The sequence below is a fragment of the Aeromonas sp. FDAARGOS 1416 genome (assembly GCF_019048085.1).
GTDB classification, from domain to species: domain Bacteria; phylum Pseudomonadota; class Gammaproteobacteria; order Enterobacterales; family Aeromonadaceae; genus Aeromonas; species Aeromonas veronii.
This window is the reverse complement of record NZ_CP077301.1, coordinates 2,448,856-2,465,490: the sequence shown is the minus strand read 5'-3', so window position 1 is coordinate 2,465,490 and position 16,635 is coordinate 2,448,856. Positions and strand designations below refer to the sequence as shown.

Below are 16,635 nucleotides of genomic sequence, written 5' to 3'. Positions count from 1 at the left end.
AACATCATGAACATGTCAGCAATAAGGACATAAATCGTGGCTACTGACCAAAACGGCGATCTGCTGATAAACGATGAGGGCACCGCCGCCCTCGATGAAAATGAGCAGAAGAGTTCGGCGCTGGGCTTCCTGTCCAACACCGATGTGCTGCGGCAAATCACCCTGATCCTGGGGCTTGCCATCTGTCTGGCCATTGCGGTGTTTATCCTGCTGTGGGGCAAGGAGCCGGACATGCGTCCCCTCGGCACCTACACCACCCAGGAGCTGGTGAAGACTCTCGACTTCCTCGATCAGCAGAAGATCCCCTACGAGGTAGATGGCAAGAGCGTGCTGGTCAACGCCGAAAATTACCCCACTATCCAGTTGGCTCTGACCCGTGCCGGTCTCGCCAATGCCACCGATAGCAACATCGGTGGTGAAGATATCCTGCTGAAAGATTCCAGTTTCGGCGTCAGCCAGCGGATGGAGAGCGAACGTCTGAAGCTGAGCCGCGAGCGCCAGCTGGCGAGCGCCATCGAGCAGTTCCAGAATGTGGCCAAGGCCCAGGTGCTGCTGGCCATTCCGAAAGACAACGTGTTTGCCCGTAACGAACGTAAACCCAGTGCCACCGTGGTGCTCAACCTGAAAGGGGCGGCGCTGGGGCAGGGGGAGGTGGATTCCATCGTCGATATGGTGGCCTCCGCTGTACATGGCCTTGAGCCGACCCGCGTCACCGTCACCGACCAGAATGGCCGCCTGCTGAACTCCGGCTCGCAAGACCCGATCTCGGCCCAGACTCGCAAAGAGTTTGCCATGCAGCAGAAGCAGGAGCTGGAGTACAAACAAAAAATTGACGCCATCCTGATCCCGGTGCTGGGGGCCGACAACTATACGGCGGAAGTGGATCTCTCCCTCGACTTCTCCCAGCAGGAGCAGACCCGCAAGACTTACAACCCGGACCTGCCTGCTGTGCGCTCCGAAATGACCATGGAAGAGAACAGCGCCAGCGGTAGCAATGGTGGTGTGCCCGGCGCCCTCTCCAACCAGCCCCCTGCCGCCTCCAATATTCCCGAGGAGGCGACCGGTGGTGATGGTGCCAGCGCTGCCGCTTCTGGCCGTTCCCGCAAAGAGGCAACCCGCAACTTCGAGCTGGATACCACCGTCAGCCATACCCGTCGCCAGATGGGAGGCATTCGCCGCATGACCGTCTCGGTTGCCGTGGATTACAAAGCGGTACCCGGTGCCGACGGGGCCGTGACTCGTGAGGCGCGCACCCAGGCAGAACTCGATACATTACGTCGTTTGCTGAGTGGTGGCCTTGGCTTTGATGTGACCCGTGGTGATACCCTTGAGGTGGTCGCGATTCCGTTCAATCGTCCAGAGCTGGATACCGTGGCCGAGGTGCCGCTTTACGATCAGCCCTGGTTCTGGCGTGCGGTGCGGATTGCCGCCTCGGTACTGGTGATCATCGTCTTGATCGTCACCGTGGTTCGCCCCATGCTCAAGCGACTGCTCTATCCGGATGCCAAACCGGAAGGGGAAGTGGATTTCGACAACCATACCGTACTGGGTGGCGACGACGAGTTGAGTCTGCTGTCAGCACAAGTCGAGAATGATCAGGTATTTGGTGTACGCGATGGTCAGCTGAAACTGCCGGATCTGCACCGTGACGAAGACTTGCTCAAGGCGGTACGTGCGCTGGTGGCGAACGAGCCGGATCTGGCCGCTCAGGTCATTAAAGAATGGGTAACGAACAAAGATGCCTGAAGAAAAGAAGAGTCAAGTCACCGGCAATGACATCACTGACAGTCAGCGCCAGATCCTCGACCAGATGTCGGGGATGGAGATGGCTGCGGTGCTGATGCTGAGCCTCAATGAAGAGGATGCCGCCCAGATCTTCCGTCATCTCGAGCCCAAGCAGGTGCAGCGGCTCGGTATGTCGATGGCCTCCATGTCCGACTTCAGTCACGATCGGGTGGCAGCGGTGCACCGTCAATTCATCGACGATATCCAGAAGTACACCAACATCGGTATCGGCAGCGAAGACTTCGTGCGCAAGGCGTTGGTGGCGGCCCTTGGCGAGGACAAGGCGAGCAACCTGGTGGACCAGATCATTCTCGGTTCAGGCGCCCGCGGTCTCGATTCGCTCAAGTGGATGGATGCCCGTCAGGTGGCCAGCATCATCCAGAACGAACACCCGCAGATCCAGACTATCGTGCTCTCCTATCTGGAGCCGGAGCAATCCGCCGAGATCCTGAGCCAGTTCCCGGAGCAGGTGCGCCTCGATCTGGTGATGCGTATCGCCAACCTCGAAGAGGTACAACCGGCGGCACTGCAAGAGTTGAACGACATCATGGAGAAACAGTTCGCCGGTGCGGCCGGTGCCCAGGCAGCCAAGATGGGCGGCCTGAAGGCAGCCGCCAACATCATGAACTACCTGGATACCAATATCGAAGGCCAGCTGATGGACTCCATCCGCGAGTCGGACGAAGAGATGAGCCAGCAGATCCAGGATTTGATGTTCGTGTTCGAAAACCTCATCGATGTGGACGATCGCGGCATCCAGACCATGCTGCGGGAAGTGCCTGGGGATCTGCTGCAACGCGCCCTCAAGGGCTCCGACGATCAGATGCGCGAGAAGATCTTCAAGAACATGTCCAAACGGGCGGCCGAAATGCTGGCAGACGATCTGGAGGCCATGGGGCCGATCCGGGTCTCCGAAGTGGAAGCGGCCCAGAAAGAGATCCTCTCCATCGCCCGTCGTCTGGCGGATGCTGGCGAGATCATGCTGGGCGCCGGTGGCGGCGAGGAGTTCCTCTAAGCCATGGCCCATAAACCGAATTGCGATGCCAAACCCGCATCAGGCTGTGGTGAGGAGCCGCGCAAAGCATGAACAACAAACTGCGTGGGTATGTGCGCCCCGAGGGCGATGATGCCCGTGTTGAGACCTGGGGCTGGCCCGAGATGGAGGTCGAGGTAGAGGCGGGAGCGCCTACCAATGCTCTTGGCCTGGCCCCCGACTGGTATCAGCAGGAAGAGGAGGTGGTGGAGCCGGAGCCCGAACAGGAGCCGGCCCCCAGCATCACCGCCGAAGAACTTGAAGCGATCCGTCAGGCCGCCTGGGAAGAGGGAATGGCCGAGGGGCGCGAGTCCGGTTATGCCAAGGGAATGGAAGAGGGCAAGCTGGAAGGATTGCAACAGGGCCACTCTGCCGGTCTCGAACAGGGGCGCGAGGAGGGGCTGGCCATGGGCCGCGAGCTGGTGGAGCAGGAGATCGCCCACTGGCAGGGACTCGCCGCCCGCCTTGCCAATCCGCTTAACGAGCTGGATCAGGCGGTGGAGCAGCAGCTGGTCTCGCTGGTGATGCAACTGGCCCGCGCGCTTATTCGTCACGAAGCGGAGACCTCCCCCCGCATTCTGCTGGAGGCGCTTAAAGAGGGGCTGGCCTTGCTGCCTGCCGCCGAACAGGGGGTGACTCTGATGTTGCATCCCGACGATATAGCGCGAATCGAACAGGCATTTGGCGCCGACGAGTGCGCCAAGCGCCACTGGCGATTGCAGAGCGATCCCACCCTCTCCCCCGGCGATCTGCAACTGGCTACCGAGCTCTCCAGCATCGATTTGACCCTCTCCGGGCGTATCGATCAGCTGCTGCGCAATTTCTTGCGGGACAATGCGTCGCAGAAACCGGCTTCGCCGGACTCACGCCCATAACCGATGCCGGACGTTGCCGTCCGGCTGCACTTTTTAGCTCTCAGGAGGCCAGATGAGCGGCTCGCTACTGAACCGGTTGCAAGGGTACAAGGTTCGCGACAGCGCCCCCAAACCGCCGGTTGCTGGCAAATTGACCCGGGTGGTGGGGCTGACCCTCGAAGCCATCGGCTGCCGCGCCGCCATCGGTGCCCTCTGCCGCATCGATACCCTTGATGGGACGCTGGAGGCTGAAGTGGTCGGTTTTTCTGGCGATCGCCTCTATCTGATGCCGAGCGAGCAGCTCAAGGGGGTGATCCCCGGTGCCCGAGTGGTGCCCATCACCGAAGAGCACGGCATTCCGGTCGGCATGAACCTGCTTGGTCGGGTCATCGACGGCATCGGCCAGCCACTCGATGGGCTCGGCCCCATTCTCTCCTCCCAGACCGTGCAGTTTGCCCAGCACCGCATCAACCCGCTCTCTCGCCGCCCGATCCATCAGCCGATGGACGTGGGGGTGCGCGCCATCAACGCCGTGCTGACGGTTGGTCAGGGCCAGCGGATGGGGTTGTTTGCCGGTTCCGGTGTCGGTAAATCCGTGCTGCTTGGCATGATGACTCGCGGCTCGGTGGCGGATGTGGTGGTGGTCGGCCTCATCGGTGAACGGGGCCGGGAAGTGAAAGAGTTTATTGAAGACATTCTGGGAGAGGAGGGGCGTGCCCGCTCCGTGGTGGTAGCGGCTCCCGCCGATGCCTCGCCGCTGATGCGGCTCAAGGGGTGTGAAACGGCGCTGGCCATCGCCGAGTATTTCCGCGATCAGGGGCTTAATGTGCTGCTCTTGATGGACTCCCTCACCCGTTATGCCCAGGCCCAGCGTGAGATCGCGCTGGCGGTGGGCGAGCCGCCAGCGACCAAGGGCTATCCACCGTCGGTATTTGCCAAATTACCGGCGCTGGTGGAGCGGGCGGGCAACGGCAGTGACGGCCAGGGCTCCATCACGGCATTCTTCACCGTCCTGACCGAGGGGGATGACCTGCAAGATCCCATTGCCGATGCGGCGCGGGCGATCCTAGATGGCCACATAGTGTTGTCGCGCGAGCTGGCCGATGCGGGCCACTATCCGGCTATCGATATCGAGAAGTCCATCAGCCGGGTTATGCCCATGGTGACCTCGCCGGAACATATGGATCTGGCGCGCACCCTCAAGCAGTTCTACTCCCTCTATCAGCAGAACCGGGATCTCATCACCATCGGTGCCTACAGTCAGGGTTCCGATCCGCGCATCGACCGTGCCATCATTCAAAAACCCTATCTGGATCAGTTCTTGCAGCAGGGGATGCGTGAGGTCATTCACTACGATGATGGCCTGCAAGCCTTGCAGATGGTGGCGATGCCATTGATGCGCTGATGATGGTCGGTAACAGAGAGGTCGACGATGAGTAAAGGGTTGGTATTGTTGGCCGATCGGCTGGTGGAGGCGGAGCAGCAGTGTGCGCTGGCGCTGGTGAAGGCGCAGCAGGATCTCAAGCTGTTCATGGATCAGCAAAATGCCCTCAACCAGTACCGCCAGATCTATCACCAGCAGTGGACCGATCGCGGCCTGCAGGGGATTTCGCCCCAGCAAAATACCCAGTATCACGCCTTTATCAACAAGCTCGAACAGGCAGCGACCCAGCAGTACGAAGGGGTGTTGCAGGTGCGTCAGGCGCTGGAACAGCGCCGTGAAGAGTGGCTGGCTGCACAGCAGCGGCGCAAGGCGGTAGATCTGTTGCTGGAGAAGCAGGCGAGTCGCGAGCAGCAGAAAGCCCAGCGTCAGGAGCAGAAGATGCTGGATGAGTACGCCATGTTGCGACGCTTTCATCAATCTGGCCTGTAACTTGCTTTGATATGGACATTGTCGGCGGCCATCTCTTTGGGGGCCACCAGAATTCAGGGATCCCATCATGATGCAGACACTGTTGACACAAACGCCTTCGGCTCCGGCGAACGGGTTGGACAAAGCGCCTCTGAGCGGTTCCGTCGAGAGCAAAAGTATCGATGGGGGAACCGGTAGCGACAGCAAGGGTGATTTCGCCACCCTGATTGCCAAGGCCCGGAACAGCGAACAGGGCGCCGCCGAGGCCACTCAGGGCGGTAACCATGTCCGATCAGCCAAATCTTTGGCGACCGAAAGCGCCTCTCCCAAAGAGGAGACTGGCAAGGAGCAGGATCCTGACGCCGACAACAAGGTGGAGGAGGTTCCTGCCACCGACTTTCTGCTGCGCCTGCAAGACTCCCTCAAGCTCGACACCTCGCTAGTGACACCCCAGCTGGCGGTGGCGGCCCAACAGAGCGCCACTGCGGTAGACGGCAATCCGTTGCCGCAAGAGGGTGAGCTGGAGGGGATTGCGCTTGATGAAAGCGAGCAGACCCCAGCCGCAGCCAGGATTGCCCAACAGCTTGCTGGTCAGACCGGGGCGCAGTCGCCTCTGGTGACGACCGCCAACTCGACTCCAGAAACCACCGTATCGTCCTCAGCGGCGCGAGTGGTGGCGCAGGGCGATGCCTCTGCTGCCGTTCTCTCCTCTGAAGGTGAAGATGCCGCCACTACTGCGGATGGGCAGGCCGGGGAGAAAGCCTCTGCCAAGGGGGAAACCCTCGGGGCAGATGGCAAGCACACCAAGCCCCTCACGGGGGCCGAGCGAATGGCCCAGCTGGCCAAGGTGCTGCCGGTCGATGAGTCGGCAAGCACCGCCAAATCCGCGGAGTCACTTGCTGCAAAAGAGGCTGGCGACAGCAAATCCGATCTCGCCGCCAGCAATGCTGTGACTAACAAGGGGCAGGCGACGCAAGCCACAACTCAGGGGGCTGCGCTCAAGGCCTTCAGCGAGGGGCTCAAGCAGCCTGAGGCGGGCGCTGCAACCACTTCAGCAACTGCGGATGGAAGTGGGGTAGCTGGCAAGGGGACAGAAAAGGGTGCCGCCGAGGGAAGCCAGCAGCCAGCCACCGCCGCTAATCAAGGTTCGGCGCAGGTGGCGACGGCGCAAAGTGCCGCAGAAAGTGCAGCAGCCCAGAGCAGCGTGACGACAAATGCGACGACTCAGAGCGATAGTGCTGCCGCCCCCGTGATGGTGGCGCCGCAGCAGGTGTTGGCACAGGCTGAATCTCAGGGGCCGCAAGCGCCGCTGTCGACCATTTCAGCCGGCATCAAGCAGATGGAAGTGACCGGTACCGACGAGGTGCGCAAAGCGGTTTCGCTTGAGGTAAAACCGAAGGCCGGTGAGGCGGAGAAGAGCCTGGTTACGACGACATCGAGCGGTGAGAGCAGCCCGAGCCAGACTGTTCAGCATGGCCAGAACAGCCAGACTCAGCCACAGGTAGCCGATAGTCGGGCGCCCGCCGCTGAAACGACGCTGCGCCGTGAGCCGCAGAATTTACCCCATTTGAAACTGGCCAGTCAGGAAGCGCCTGCCGAATTGCACCAGAAGGTCAATGTGATGCTGGCCGAAAAACTGCAACAGGCGGAAATTCAGCTCGACCCCCTCGGCCTTGGCAAGATGAAGATCCAGATCCAGATGGGAGCCGACAGCCAGGCCAACGTCCATTTTGTGGTACAACATGGACAGACCCGCGAGATGCTGGAGCAGGCGATGCCACGGCTGCGTGACATGCTGGCAGGGCAGGGGATCCAGCTTGGTCAGACGCAGGTGCAGCAGCAGTCGCAACAACAGCAGCAACAGGGCCAGCCCACCTTTAACGGGCAGGGGCAGCAAGGTCAGAGTAGTGGTCAGCCGCGGTCCGGTAACGGGCTGGTTGAAGGGGAACTCACCACTTCCAACCCCAGTTTGCTGGTGGAATCGACAAACGGTTCCGGAATTGATTTCTATGCTTGATGCAATCCCGAGTAAGTTTATGATATCGAACAAGTTTGAGACTAGGGTGGACAAGGGATGGCTGACGATAACGAGTTGACGCTAAAAGACCCGGCTGCGGGCAAGAAAAAGAAGCTGATCATTATCATTGCCCTGGCGGTAATTTTGCTGGGCGGTGGTGGTGCTGGCGCCTTCCTGATGCTCTCCGGCTCCGATAAACCGCCCGCTGAAGCGGCGGAAGGTGCCGAGGCCACACCCAAGGAGGAAGCGCCTAAACCTTCCCTCTATGTCGGTATGCCGCGCCCCTTTGTCTTCAACGTCGCAGGAGCCCAGCGAGATCGACTGGTGCAGATCAAGATCCAGCTGATGGTGCGCGGTACCGCCGACGAGACGCTGGCCAAACAGAATATCCCCCTGATTGAAGGCACTTTGCTGCGGGTATTCAGTGCAGCCAGTGCCGAACAGCTGATGACCTTCGAAGGCAAGGAGAAGCTGCGCAAGGATTCACTGGAAGAGTGCCGTCGGGTGCTCAAGGACCTGGTCTCTTCCCCCGTTATCGAACAAGTGCTGTTTACCGGCTTTGTAATGCAGTAGGTGAAGCGTGAGCGATCTGTTAAGTCAGGACGAAATTGATGCCCTCTTGCACGGTGTCGATGATGTCGAAGAGGAAGAGATAGGCGGCGCTGGAGACCCCGGCGTAGCCCAGTTTGACTTCTCCTCCCAGGACCGCATCGTCCGTGGTCGCATGCCGACGCTGGAGCTGGTGAATGAACGTTTCGCCCGCCATATGCGGATCAGTCTGTTCAACATGATGCGTCGTACCGCCGAGGTCTCCATCAACGGCGTGCAGATGCTCAAGTTTGGCGAGTATGTTCATACCCTGTTTGTGCCGACCAGTCTCAACATGGTGCGGTTCCGCCCGCTCAAGGGGACGGCGCTCATCACCATGGAGGCCCGACTGGTCTTCATTCTGGTGGAGAACTTCTTCGGTGGCGATGGCCGTTATCACGCCAAGATTGAAGGGCGCGAGTTCACGCCGACCGAACGGCGTATTATCCAGATGCTGCTCAAACTGGTATTCGAGGATTACAAGGATGCCTGGGCGCCAGTAATGGACGTGGGGTTCGAGTATCTCGACTCCGAAGTGAACCCGGCGATGGCCAACATCGTCAGCCCGACCGAGGTAATCGTGGTCAGCTCGTTCCACATCGAGCTCGACGGTGGCGGCGGCGACTTCCACGTGGCGATGCCCTACTCCATGCTGGAGCCGATCCGCGAGCTGCTGGATGCCGGTGTGCAGAGTGACAAGGGGGATACCGACGTACGCTGGAGCAAGGCGCTGCGTGACGAGATCATGGACGTCAAGGTGGAGCTGCGGGCCAAGCTGCTGGAGACCGAACTCACCCTGCGTGAACTGATGGAGCTGCGACCCGGCGATATCATTCCGGTCGATATGCCGGAAAATCTGCTGGTTTTTGTCGAGGACTTGCCCACTTTCCACGCCAAGATGGGCCGCACCAAGGATAATGTGGCGCTCAAGATCACCGACAAGCTCAAACGTCCGGAAGGGGTCAAGACGGAGATGCATCTGGTGACCCGGGGCGGGGTACGAATTGATGGCGAGGCCGAGCTGGAAGAGCTCGAGCGCAGTATCGAAGATCAACAGCGATAATTGACGGCTTATTACGGTAAACGGTCACGAAGTAGCATAAGGAAACAAGATGAGCGGAACTGAGGAAGAGGATCTGATGGCTGATGCCTGGGCTGCGGCTCTGGAGGAGCAGGTGACGGCGGAAGCCAAGCCAGCCCCGCTGGAAGAGTTGAAAGATGATGCCCCCATCAGTGCCGAGGAGCGTCGCAAGCTCGACACCATTCTCGATATTCCGGTCACTATCGCCATGGAGGTGGGCCGCAGCCAGATCAGCATCCGCAACCTGTTGCAGCTGAACCAGGGCTCGGTGGTGGAGCTGGATCGTGTTGCAGGCGAGCCGCTGGACGTATTGGTCAACGGTACCCTGATCGCTCACGGCGAGGTGGTGGTGGTGAACGACAAGTTCGGTATCCGCCTGACTGACGTCATCAGCCAGATTGAACGGATCAAGAAGCTCAAATGATGCGCCTTCTGTTGTTATTGCTGCCTGTTCCGGCCTTTGCCGAGACAGCGGCATCTGCCAACGTGCCTAGTCTGAGCTCCTGGTTGCTCTCCAGTCTGATGGTGATTGGTCTCATTCTGGTGCTGGGCTTTCTGCTCAAGAAGAGCAAGCTGGCAACCGCCATGGGGGGCGGCCAGATGCGGGTCATCGCCTCGTTGCCGGTGGGTTACAAAGAGAAGCTGCTGGTGGTCAAGGTGGGCGAACAGCAACTGCTGGTCGGCGTAACACCGCAGCAGGTCAACTTTCTCTACCGGCTGGAGGAGCCGCTGGACGAAAACCAGCCGCAGGCGTTTTCCCAGCAGCTTGGCAAATTGATGGGCAAGCATGAAAAAAGCTAACGGCTTATGGCTGAAAACGGGGCTGCTGGTCAGCCTGCTGATACCACTGTTTTGCTCCTGGCCTGCGTTGGCACAGGACGCCATGTCGGCGGTGACCGTCAAGACCATGGGGGATGGCTCTCAGGAGTACAGCCTGACCCTGCAAGTGCTGGCGCTGATGACCGCGCTCTCCTTCTTGCCGGCCATGGTGATCATGATGACCTCGTTTACCCGCATCATTGTGGTGTTGGGTATCTTGCGCCAGGCGATAGGTCTGCAACAGAGTCCTTCCAACCAGGTATTGATCGGCATCGCCCTGTTCATGTCGTTCTTCATCATGTCGCCGGTGCTGGATCGCATCAATGATGAGGCGTTGCAGCCCTATCTGGCCGAGACCATTCAGGCAAAGGAGGCGCTGGAGCGGGCCGAGTTGCCCATCCATCAGTTCATGCTGGCCCAGACTCGGATCAAGGATCTCAATACTTTTATGGAGATTGCCAACGTGCAGGTGGAGAAACCTGCCGATGTGCCGCTACGGGTGCTGATCCCGGCGTTTGTCACCAGCGAGCTGAAAACCGCCTTCCAGATTGGTTTTATGCTGTTCTTACCGTTCCTGGTCATCGATCTGGTGGTCGCCAGTATTCTGATGGCGATGGGGATGATGATGCTCTCGCCGATGATTGTCTCGCTGCCCTTCAAGCTGATGCTGTTTGTGATGGTGGATGGCTGGAACCTCATTCTGGGGTCATTGGCCAACAGTTTCGGACTGGGTGCCGGTTAGCCGGTCGAGCGCAAGGAGCCCGAACATGAGTCCTGAAACCTTTGTCGACGTCTTTCGCGAGGCGCTCTGGCTGGTCAATATCATGGTCAGCGCCGTGATCCTGCCCAGCCTCGCTATCGGACTGGTGGTAGCCATCTTTCAGGCGGCCACCTCCATCAACGAACAGACCCTGAGCTTTCTGCCCCGTCTTATCGTGACCCTGCTGGCCCTGGGAATTGGTGCTCACTGGGGAATGCAGAGTCTGATGGACTTCTTCATACTGATGGTCAATCAAATCCCCGAGGTGGTGGGATGACCTACACAACCGCTCTGATCATGGAGTGGTTGTCTTCCATCCTCTGGCCGCTGGCGCGGGTGAGCAGTCTGCTGATGGTGATGGCGGTGTTCGGCAGCCGTCTTGCTCCTGCGCGGGTACGGATGGGGCTGGCTTTGGCCATCACCTTTCTGATTGCCCCGCTGCTTCCGAAAATGCCCCCCATTGAACTCTTCTCGGCCGGCAGCTTTCTGGTATTGGGCCAGCAGTTGTTGATCGGAATTGCCCTCGGCCTGATGACCCAGTTTCTGATGGAGAGCTTCGTGATGGCCGGTCAGGTCATCGCCATGCAGACCAGTCTGGGTTTTGCCACCCTGGTGGATCCGATGAATGGCCAGTCGGCACCCGTGGTGGGGCAGTTTTATCTGATGCTGGCGACCCTGGTGTTTCTGGCGCTGGATGGTCATCTGGTGATGCTGCGGCTGGTCATTCTTAGTTTCGAGACACTGCCTGTCTCCGAGCATGGCCTCTCGGTTTCATCCATGAAAACCCTGAGTGCGTTTCTGGGTGTGATGTATCAGGCTGCTTTGGTGATGTCGCTCTCAGCCATCGTCGCCTTGCTCTTGATCAACTTCGCCTTTGGTGTCATGACCCGGGCGGCGCCGCAACTCAACATTTTCAGTATCGGTTTTGCGGTCAGCATGATGTCGGGTCTGCTGATCCTCTGGCTCACTATCGGCGGGTTCCTCGGTCACTTCGACATCATGTGGGAGCGGGTGCAGGAGGTCAGCTGCGAGCTGATCAACACCCAGTGTTTCGGGGGCGCTCATGGCTGATACCGACCAGGAACGTACCGAACAACCCACGGGCAAACGACTGCAACAGGCCCGTGAAAAAGGGCAGATTGCACGTTCAAAAGAGCTGGGGACCGCCAGTGTTCTGCTCTCGGCGGTCTTTGGCCTGCTGATGCTCAAGGGCTCGCTGGCGACTGCCATGATCAAGGTAGTCACCATGGGCTTTACCCTGGACAGGGAGCAGGCTTTCGATCCCAATGCCATGATCGCTATGGTGCCGGCGCTGCTGGGGGAACTGGTGCTTCCGCTGGGACTCTTGTTTGCACTGGTGGCGATTGCCGCGTTTATCGGCAACACCCTGATGGGGGGGATGAACTTCTCCACCGAAGCCATGATGCCCAAGATGAGCAAGCTGAGCCCGCTCAGTGGCCTCAAGCGAATGTTCGGGGTGCAGTCGCTGATTGAGCTGGTCAAATCCATCGCCAAGGTGGTGTTCATCACCCTGTTTGCCTGGTGGATGTTATCCAGCCAGTTCAATCACTTGCTCAACCTCTCTATGGAGGGGTTCCCCGGCGGTATTATCGATGCGCTGGAGTTGTTTCTCTGGATGTTGATCATCCTCTGCTGCGCCCTGCTTCCCATCGTTGCCATCGACGTGCCGTTCCAGCAGTGGAATCACATGCGTCAGCTCAAGATGACCAAACAGGAGGTCAAGGACGAGTTCAAGGACAGCGAAGGCAAGCCCGAGGTAAAGGGCAAGATCCGTCAGTTGCAGATGCAGATGGCGATGCGCCGGATGATGGGGGATGTTCCCAAGGCCGATGTGGTGATCACCAACCCGACCCATTACTCGGTAGCGCTCAAGTATGATGCGGGCAAACCCGGTGCCGCGCCCAAGGTCGTGGCCAAGGGCACCGATGAAATAGCAATGAAGATCAGGGAGATCGCCAGAGAGTACGAGATCCCCATCATGCCGTCACCGGCTTTGACCCGGGCTATTTACCACTCAACCGAGCTGGGCCACGAGATCCCGGAAGGGCTGTTTGCGGCGGTTGCCCAGGTGCTCGCCTATGTCTTCCAGCTCAAGAAATTCCGCCGTGGTCAGGGGCGCCGTCCCCAGCCGCTGGCTAAAGATCTGCCCATTCCGACCGAATATCGAAAATGACAAAGTTCTGACGTAGTCAAAATAAATCCATTGCATTTCAATGCCTTGCATTGTTGGCTTGATGTTTGCTTTAATCTGGCACCAGCAGGTTGAAATTGAGAAGCGCGATGGAATTCAAGGCAGTATTGGGCCAGTTCAAAGAGTACCGGGGAGTTTTGGGCAAAGGCCTTGGCACCCCTCTGCTGGTATTGGCCGCGCTCGGCATGGTGGTGTTACCCATCCCGCCGCTGATGCTGGATGTGCTCTTCTCCTTTAACATTGCCCTCTCCATCGTGGTGCTGCTGGTATCCGTCTATACCCGCCGCCCCCTCGAATTTGCAGCCTTCCCGACCGTACTGCTGCTCGCTACCTTGCTGCGGTTGGCGTTGAACGTTGCCTCGACCCGGGTGGTGTTACTGGAAGGTCATAATGGTAGTGCGGCGGCCGGCCATGTGATCGAGGCGTTTGGTAACGTTGTGATCGGCGGCAACTATGCGGTCGGCATCATCGTTTTCACCATCCTGATGATCATCAACTTTGTGGTCATTACCAAGGGTGCCGGGCGGATCGCAGAAGTGAGTGCCCGTTTTACCCTTGATGCGATGCCGGGCAAACAGATGGCCATCGATGCCGATTTGAACGCCGGTCTCATCAATCAGGAAGAGGCTAAGAAGCGTCGTCAGGACGTGACCCAGGAAGCCGACTTCTACGGCTCCATGGATGGTGCCTCCAAGTTTGTCAAAGGGGATGCCATTGCGGGCATCATGATCCTCTTTATCAACATCATCGGCGGCTTCATCATCGGGATGATGCAGCACCAGCTGACCTTCAGCGAATCGGCCGAGATCTATACCCTGTTGGCCATCGGTGACGGTCTGGTGGCGCAGATCCCCTCCCTGCTGCTCTCCATCGCCGCCGCCATCATAGTGACCCGTCAGAATACCGATCAGGACATGGGAACTGCGGTGCTAGGTCAACTGTTTGACAATCCAAAGGCGCTGATCATCTCGGCCGGGATTCTGCTGATGATGGGACTGGTGCCGGGGATGCCGCATTTCGCCTTCCTGAGTCTGGGGGCTCTCGCCGCTGCCGGCGCTTGGTGGTTGCTGCGCCGCGAGAAGCTGGCAGCCGCCAAAGCGGCCAAGGGCGAGCTGCTGCCTGCCACAGCCGAACAACCTCATGAGCAGAAAGAGCTGAGCTGGGACGATGTGATGCCGGTGGACATCATCGGGCTGGAAGTGGGTTATCAGCTGATCCCGCTGGTGGATCGCAATCAGGGTGGCGAACTGCTCAACCGGATCAAAGGGGTGCGCAAGAAACTCTCGCAAGAGCTGGGCTTTCTGGTCCCGGCCGTCCACATTCGCGACAACCTAGATCTGGCGCCAAACCAATACCGCATCACCTTGATGGGGGTCAGTACCGGCGAGGCCAATGTCTACCATGATAAGGAGATGGCCATCAATCCGGGGCAGGTGTTCGGCCAGATCCAGGGGATAGCCACCCGGGATCCCGCCTTCGGACTGGAAGCGGTCTGGGTTGCCAAGGAGATGGTCTCTCAGGCACAGACGCTGGGGTATACGGTGGTGGATACCGCGACCGTGGTGGCTACCCATCTGAGCCAGATCCTGACCAACCATGCGGCTCTGCTGCTGGGCCATGACGAAGTACAACAACTGCTCGACATGATTGGCAAACATCAGAGCAAGCTGGTCGAAGGGTTGGTGCCGGAAGTGATCAGCATGGGTAACCTTGTGAAGGTATTGCAGAATTTGCTCAATGAAGGCGTGCCAATCCGCGATATGCGCACTATCCTGCAGACCCTGGTTGAATACGCGCCGCGCAGTCCGGATCCGGAAGTGCTCACGGCCGCTTGCCGGATTGCCCTGCGTCGCCTGATTGTGCAGGAGATTGCAGGCCCCGATCCCGAGCTGCCGGTGATTACCTTGGCGCCGGAATTGGAACGTATATTGCATCAATCCCTGCAGGCTGGTGGCGGTGATGGTGCCGGTATTGAACCGGGTCTGGCTGAGCGGATGCAGCGTTCGCTGGTGGAAGCCACTCAACGACAAGAATTGGAAGGCCAACCGGCCGTGCTTCTGACATCGGGGATCTTGCGCAATACCCTGGCGAAATTTGTCAAGAATGCCATTCCTGGATTGCGCGTTCTGTCTTATCAGGAAGTGCCCGACGACAAGCAGATCCGCATCGTCAGTGCGGTAGGGCAGAACTAGTTAGCGGAGACGACGGGTGAAGATTAAGCGGTTTTTTGCCAAGGATATGCGAACGGCTCTGGCCGAGGTCAAGGAGACTCTCGGGCCTGACGCCGTCATCATGTCCAACAAGAAGGTCACCGGAGGGGTAGAGATAGTCGCCGCAGTCGATTATCAATCCCAGGTTCCGGGGCCCAAAGATGCGCCGGTTCGCCGTCAGCTGAACGATGAGAGCGTCAATATTTCGTCTGCTGCACGGCAGATGATCCGCCCCGAGCCGACGCCGGCGAAGGAGCAAAACGAACATTATGCCGATACTCTGGCCGCCTTGCTGGCGCGCCAGCAGAAGCTCAAGCCGGGCAATGGGGCGCCAATGGGCAATACCCAATCGGCCGGTTTGGCTGCTGCCAATGCAGCGCCCAGAACATTGGCCGAGCAGGGGCAGTGGGGCGCCGCTCCGGAACCTGCCAAGCCCAAGGCCCGGGTTGCCTCAGGCCAGCGCGCCCCTCAACCTGCCCAGCGGGATCAGGAGATGGAGGGGATGCGCAAGGAGATGGCCAGCATCCGCAAATTGCTGGAGCACCAGATCTCCGGGCTGATGTGGCAAGAGGTGGAGCGCCGCGAACCGATGCGGGCTCTGCTGATCAAGGAGCTCAAGAAGCTCGGCTTTGATGATGCCTTTGCCGATCAACTGGCGGGACTGATCCCCGAAGATATGTCCATCCATCAGGCGATGGCCCAGTTGGCCGAGGTGTTGACGGCCCAGCTCAAGATCAGCGAGGACGAGATCATGCGTCAGGGCGGCGCGGTGGCGCTGCTTGGCCCGACCGGGGTGGGCAAAACCACCACTATTGCCAAGCTGGCGGCCCGTTTCGCCATGAAGTATGGCGCCGAGCAAGTGGCGCTGATCACCACCGACAACTACCGGATTGGTGCCCATGAACAGCTGCAGACCTATGGCCGCATCATGGGTTGCCCGGTACGGCAGGTGCGTGATGCCGAAGAGCTGGCCAATGCCCTTTATCAGTTCCGCCATCGTCGGCTGGTACTTATCGATACGGCCGGGGTTGGCCAACGGGATATCCGGTTGACCGAGCAGCTCGATACCCTGGTCAAGAATGCCAAGGTACGGATCCGCAGTTATCTGGTGATGTCGGCAACTTCCCAGCGTCGGGTGATGCAGGAGGCGGTTGACCATTTCCGGCGTATTCCATTAAGCGGCTGCATACTTACCAAATTGGATGAAAGTCTGAATCTGGGCGAAGTGATTAACGTGTGTATCCAGAATTCATTGCCCATCAGCTATATCACTGATGGACAAAGGGTTCCGGAAGATATTCAGGTTGCCAATGCGGCGCAGCTCGTCGGGGCTGCCATGGGCTCGCTGGAGCGAGAAACAGAGGAGCCCTACTTCTGGGGCGCTGGCTTTGGCGAGGCCGAAGATTCGGAGTTTTATGAGTAAC

At 59.2% G+C, this 16,635-nt stretch carries 16 protein-coding genes; all 16 read left to right on the top strand.

Annotated features, from left to right (window positions below):
- Positions 1 to 36: 36 nt before the first annotated feature.
- The 16 genes from fliF to flhF all read left to right on the top strand — a co-directional run bounded on the left by fliF (position 37) and on the right by flhF (position 16,634).
- Positions 37 to 1,746 carry a flagellar basal-body MS-ring/collar protein FliF gene (gene fliF, locus I6L46_RS10910; protein WP_047439665.1) on the top strand — a complete coding sequence of 570 codons (1,710 nt, stop codon included), beginning with the start codon at positions 37 to 39 and terminating at the stop codon, positions 1,744 to 1,746.
- Positions 1,739 to 2,800 carry a flagellar motor switch protein FliG gene (fliG, locus tag I6L46_RS10905; RefSeq protein WP_005334749.1) on the top strand — a complete coding sequence of 354 codons (1,062 nt, stop codon included), beginning with the start codon at positions 1,739 to 1,741 and terminating at the stop codon, positions 2,798 to 2,800. Before fliF ends, fliG begins: the two co-directional genes overlap by 8 nt.
- A 68-nt stretch (positions 2,801 to 2,868) precedes the next feature.
- Entirely contained in the window at positions 2,869 to 3,693 is an 825-nt protein-coding gene (gene fliH / locus I6L46_RS10900; protein ID WP_139433180.1) for a flagellar assembly protein FliH, read from the top strand.
- 52 nt (positions 3,694 to 3,745) lie between these two features.
- Positions 3,746 to 5,077 (top strand): flagellar protein export ATPase FliI, encoded by a 1,332-nt coding sequence (gene fliI / locus I6L46_RS10895; protein WP_005334747.1) that lies wholly within the window; start codon positions 3,746 to 3,748, stop codon positions 5,075 to 5,077.
- Positions 5,078 to 5,104: 27 nt separating this feature from the next.
- Positions 5,105 to 5,545, top strand: a complete 441-nt coding sequence (fliJ, locus tag I6L46_RS10890) for a flagellar export protein FliJ (protein WP_216975440.1) — start codon at positions 5,105 to 5,107, stop codon at positions 5,543 to 5,545.
- A 67-nt stretch (positions 5,546 to 5,612) separates the two neighbouring features.
- Positions 5,613 to 7,541, top strand: coding sequence for a flagellar hook-length control protein FliK (locus I6L46_RS10885; protein WP_216975438.1), 1,929 nt, complete (start codon positions 5,613 to 5,615; stop codon positions 7,539 to 7,541).
- Positions 7,542 to 7,598: 57 nt separating this feature from the next.
- The gene (gene fliL, locus I6L46_RS10880; protein WP_043822474.1) at positions 7,599 to 8,114 is read left to right on the top strand and encodes a flagellar basal body-associated protein FliL; all 516 of its coding nucleotides are present in this window, start codon (positions 7,599 to 7,601) and stop codon (positions 8,112 to 8,114) included.
- A 7-nt stretch (positions 8,115 to 8,121) separates the two neighbouring features.
- Positions 8,122 to 9,192 carry a flagellar motor switch protein FliM gene (fliM, locus tag I6L46_RS10875; RefSeq protein WP_005334736.1) on the top strand — a complete coding sequence of 357 codons (1,071 nt, stop codon included), beginning with the start codon at positions 8,122 to 8,124 and terminating at the stop codon, positions 9,190 to 9,192.
- A 49-nt stretch (positions 9,193 to 9,241) separates the two neighbouring features.
- The gene (gene fliN / locus I6L46_RS10870) at positions 9,242 to 9,634 is read left to right on the top strand and encodes a flagellar motor switch protein FliN (RefSeq protein WP_005298791.1); all 393 of its coding nucleotides are present in this window, start codon (positions 9,242 to 9,244) and stop codon (positions 9,632 to 9,634) included.
- Positions 9,631 to 10,011 carry a flagellar biosynthetic protein FliO gene (gene fliO, locus I6L46_RS10865; protein ID WP_005362049.1) on the top strand — a complete coding sequence of 127 codons (381 nt, stop codon included), beginning with the start codon at positions 9,631 to 9,633 and terminating at the stop codon, positions 10,009 to 10,011. The genes fliN and fliO overlap by 4 nt, the downstream gene beginning before the upstream one ends.
- Positions 9,998 to 10,771: a flagellar type III secretion system pore protein FliP gene (gene fliP / locus I6L46_RS10860; protein ID WP_005334729.1), complete on the top strand. Its 774-nt coding sequence runs from the start codon at positions 9,998 to 10,000 to the stop codon at positions 10,769 to 10,771. Before fliO ends, fliP begins: the two co-directional genes overlap by 14 nt.
- 25 nt (positions 10,772 to 10,796) lie before the next feature.
- Positions 10,797 to 11,066, top strand: a complete 270-nt coding sequence (gene fliQ / locus I6L46_RS10855) for a flagellar biosynthesis protein FliQ (RefSeq protein WP_005334727.1) — start codon at positions 10,797 to 10,799, stop codon at positions 11,064 to 11,066.
- On the top strand, positions 11,063 to 11,860 hold the full coding sequence (gene fliR, locus I6L46_RS10850; protein ID WP_005353677.1) for a flagellar biosynthetic protein FliR: 798 nt from the start codon (positions 11,063 to 11,065) through the stop codon (positions 11,858 to 11,860). Before fliQ ends, fliR begins: the two co-directional genes overlap by 4 nt.
- Positions 11,853 to 12,983 (top strand): flagellar biosynthesis protein FlhB, encoded by a 1,131-nt coding sequence (gene flhB, locus I6L46_RS10845; protein WP_005334720.1) that lies wholly within the window; start codon positions 11,853 to 11,855, stop codon positions 12,981 to 12,983. The genes fliR and flhB overlap by 8 nt, the downstream gene beginning before the upstream one ends.
- Before the next feature lie 107 nt (positions 12,984 to 13,090).
- Positions 13,091 to 15,193, top strand: coding sequence for a flagellar biosynthesis protein FlhA (flhA, locus tag I6L46_RS10840; RefSeq protein WP_005353675.1), 2,103 nt, complete (start codon positions 13,091 to 13,093; stop codon positions 15,191 to 15,193).
- 16 nt (positions 15,194 to 15,209) lie between these two features.
- A complete protein-coding gene (gene flhF / locus I6L46_RS10835; protein WP_069529541.1) occupies positions 15,210 to 16,634 on the top strand; it encodes a flagellar biosynthesis protein FlhF in 1,425 nt (474 codons plus the stop codon).
- Position 16,635 lies beyond the last annotated feature (1 nt).

Coding starts and splice junctions, on each gene's coding strand:
- fliG (WP_005334749.1), top strand. CDS start 1,739: ATGCCTGAAGAAAAGAAGAGTCAAGTCACCGGCAATGACATCACTGAC.
- fliH (WP_139433180.1), top strand. CDS start 2,869: ATGAACAACAAACTGCGTGGGTATGTGCGCCCCGAGGGCGATGATGCC.
- fliI (WP_005334747.1), top strand. CDS start 3,746: ATGAGCGGCTCGCTACTGAACCGGTTGCAAGGGTACAAGGTTCGCGAC.
- fliJ (WP_216975440.1), top strand. CDS start 5,105: ATGAGTAAAGGGTTGGTATTGTTGGCCGATCGGCTGGTGGAGGCGGAG.
- I6L46_RS10885 (WP_216975438.1), top strand. CDS start 5,613: ATGATGCAGACACTGTTGACACAAACGCCTTCGGCTCCGGCGAACGGG.
- fliL (WP_043822474.1), top strand. CDS start 7,599: ATGGCTGACGATAACGAGTTGACGCTAAAAGACCCGGCTGCGGGCAAG.
- fliN (WP_005298791.1), top strand. CDS start 9,242: ATGAGCGGAACTGAGGAAGAGGATCTGATGGCTGATGCCTGGGCTGCG.
- fliO (WP_005362049.1), top strand. CDS start 9,631: ATGATGCGCCTTCTGTTGTTATTGCTGCCTGTTCCGGCCTTTGCCGAG.
- fliP (WP_005334729.1), top strand. CDS start 9,998: ATGAAAAAAGCTAACGGCTTATGGCTGAAAACGGGGCTGCTGGTCAGC.
- fliQ (WP_005334727.1), top strand. CDS start 10,797: ATGAGTCCTGAAACCTTTGTCGACGTCTTTCGCGAGGCGCTCTGGCTG.
- fliR (WP_005353677.1), top strand. CDS start 11,063: ATGACCTACACAACCGCTCTGATCATGGAGTGGTTGTCTTCCATCCTC.
- flhB (WP_005334720.1), top strand. CDS start 11,853: ATGGCTGATACCGACCAGGAACGTACCGAACAACCCACGGGCAAACGA.
- flhA (WP_005353675.1), top strand. CDS start 13,091: ATGGAATTCAAGGCAGTATTGGGCCAGTTCAAAGAGTACCGGGGAGTT.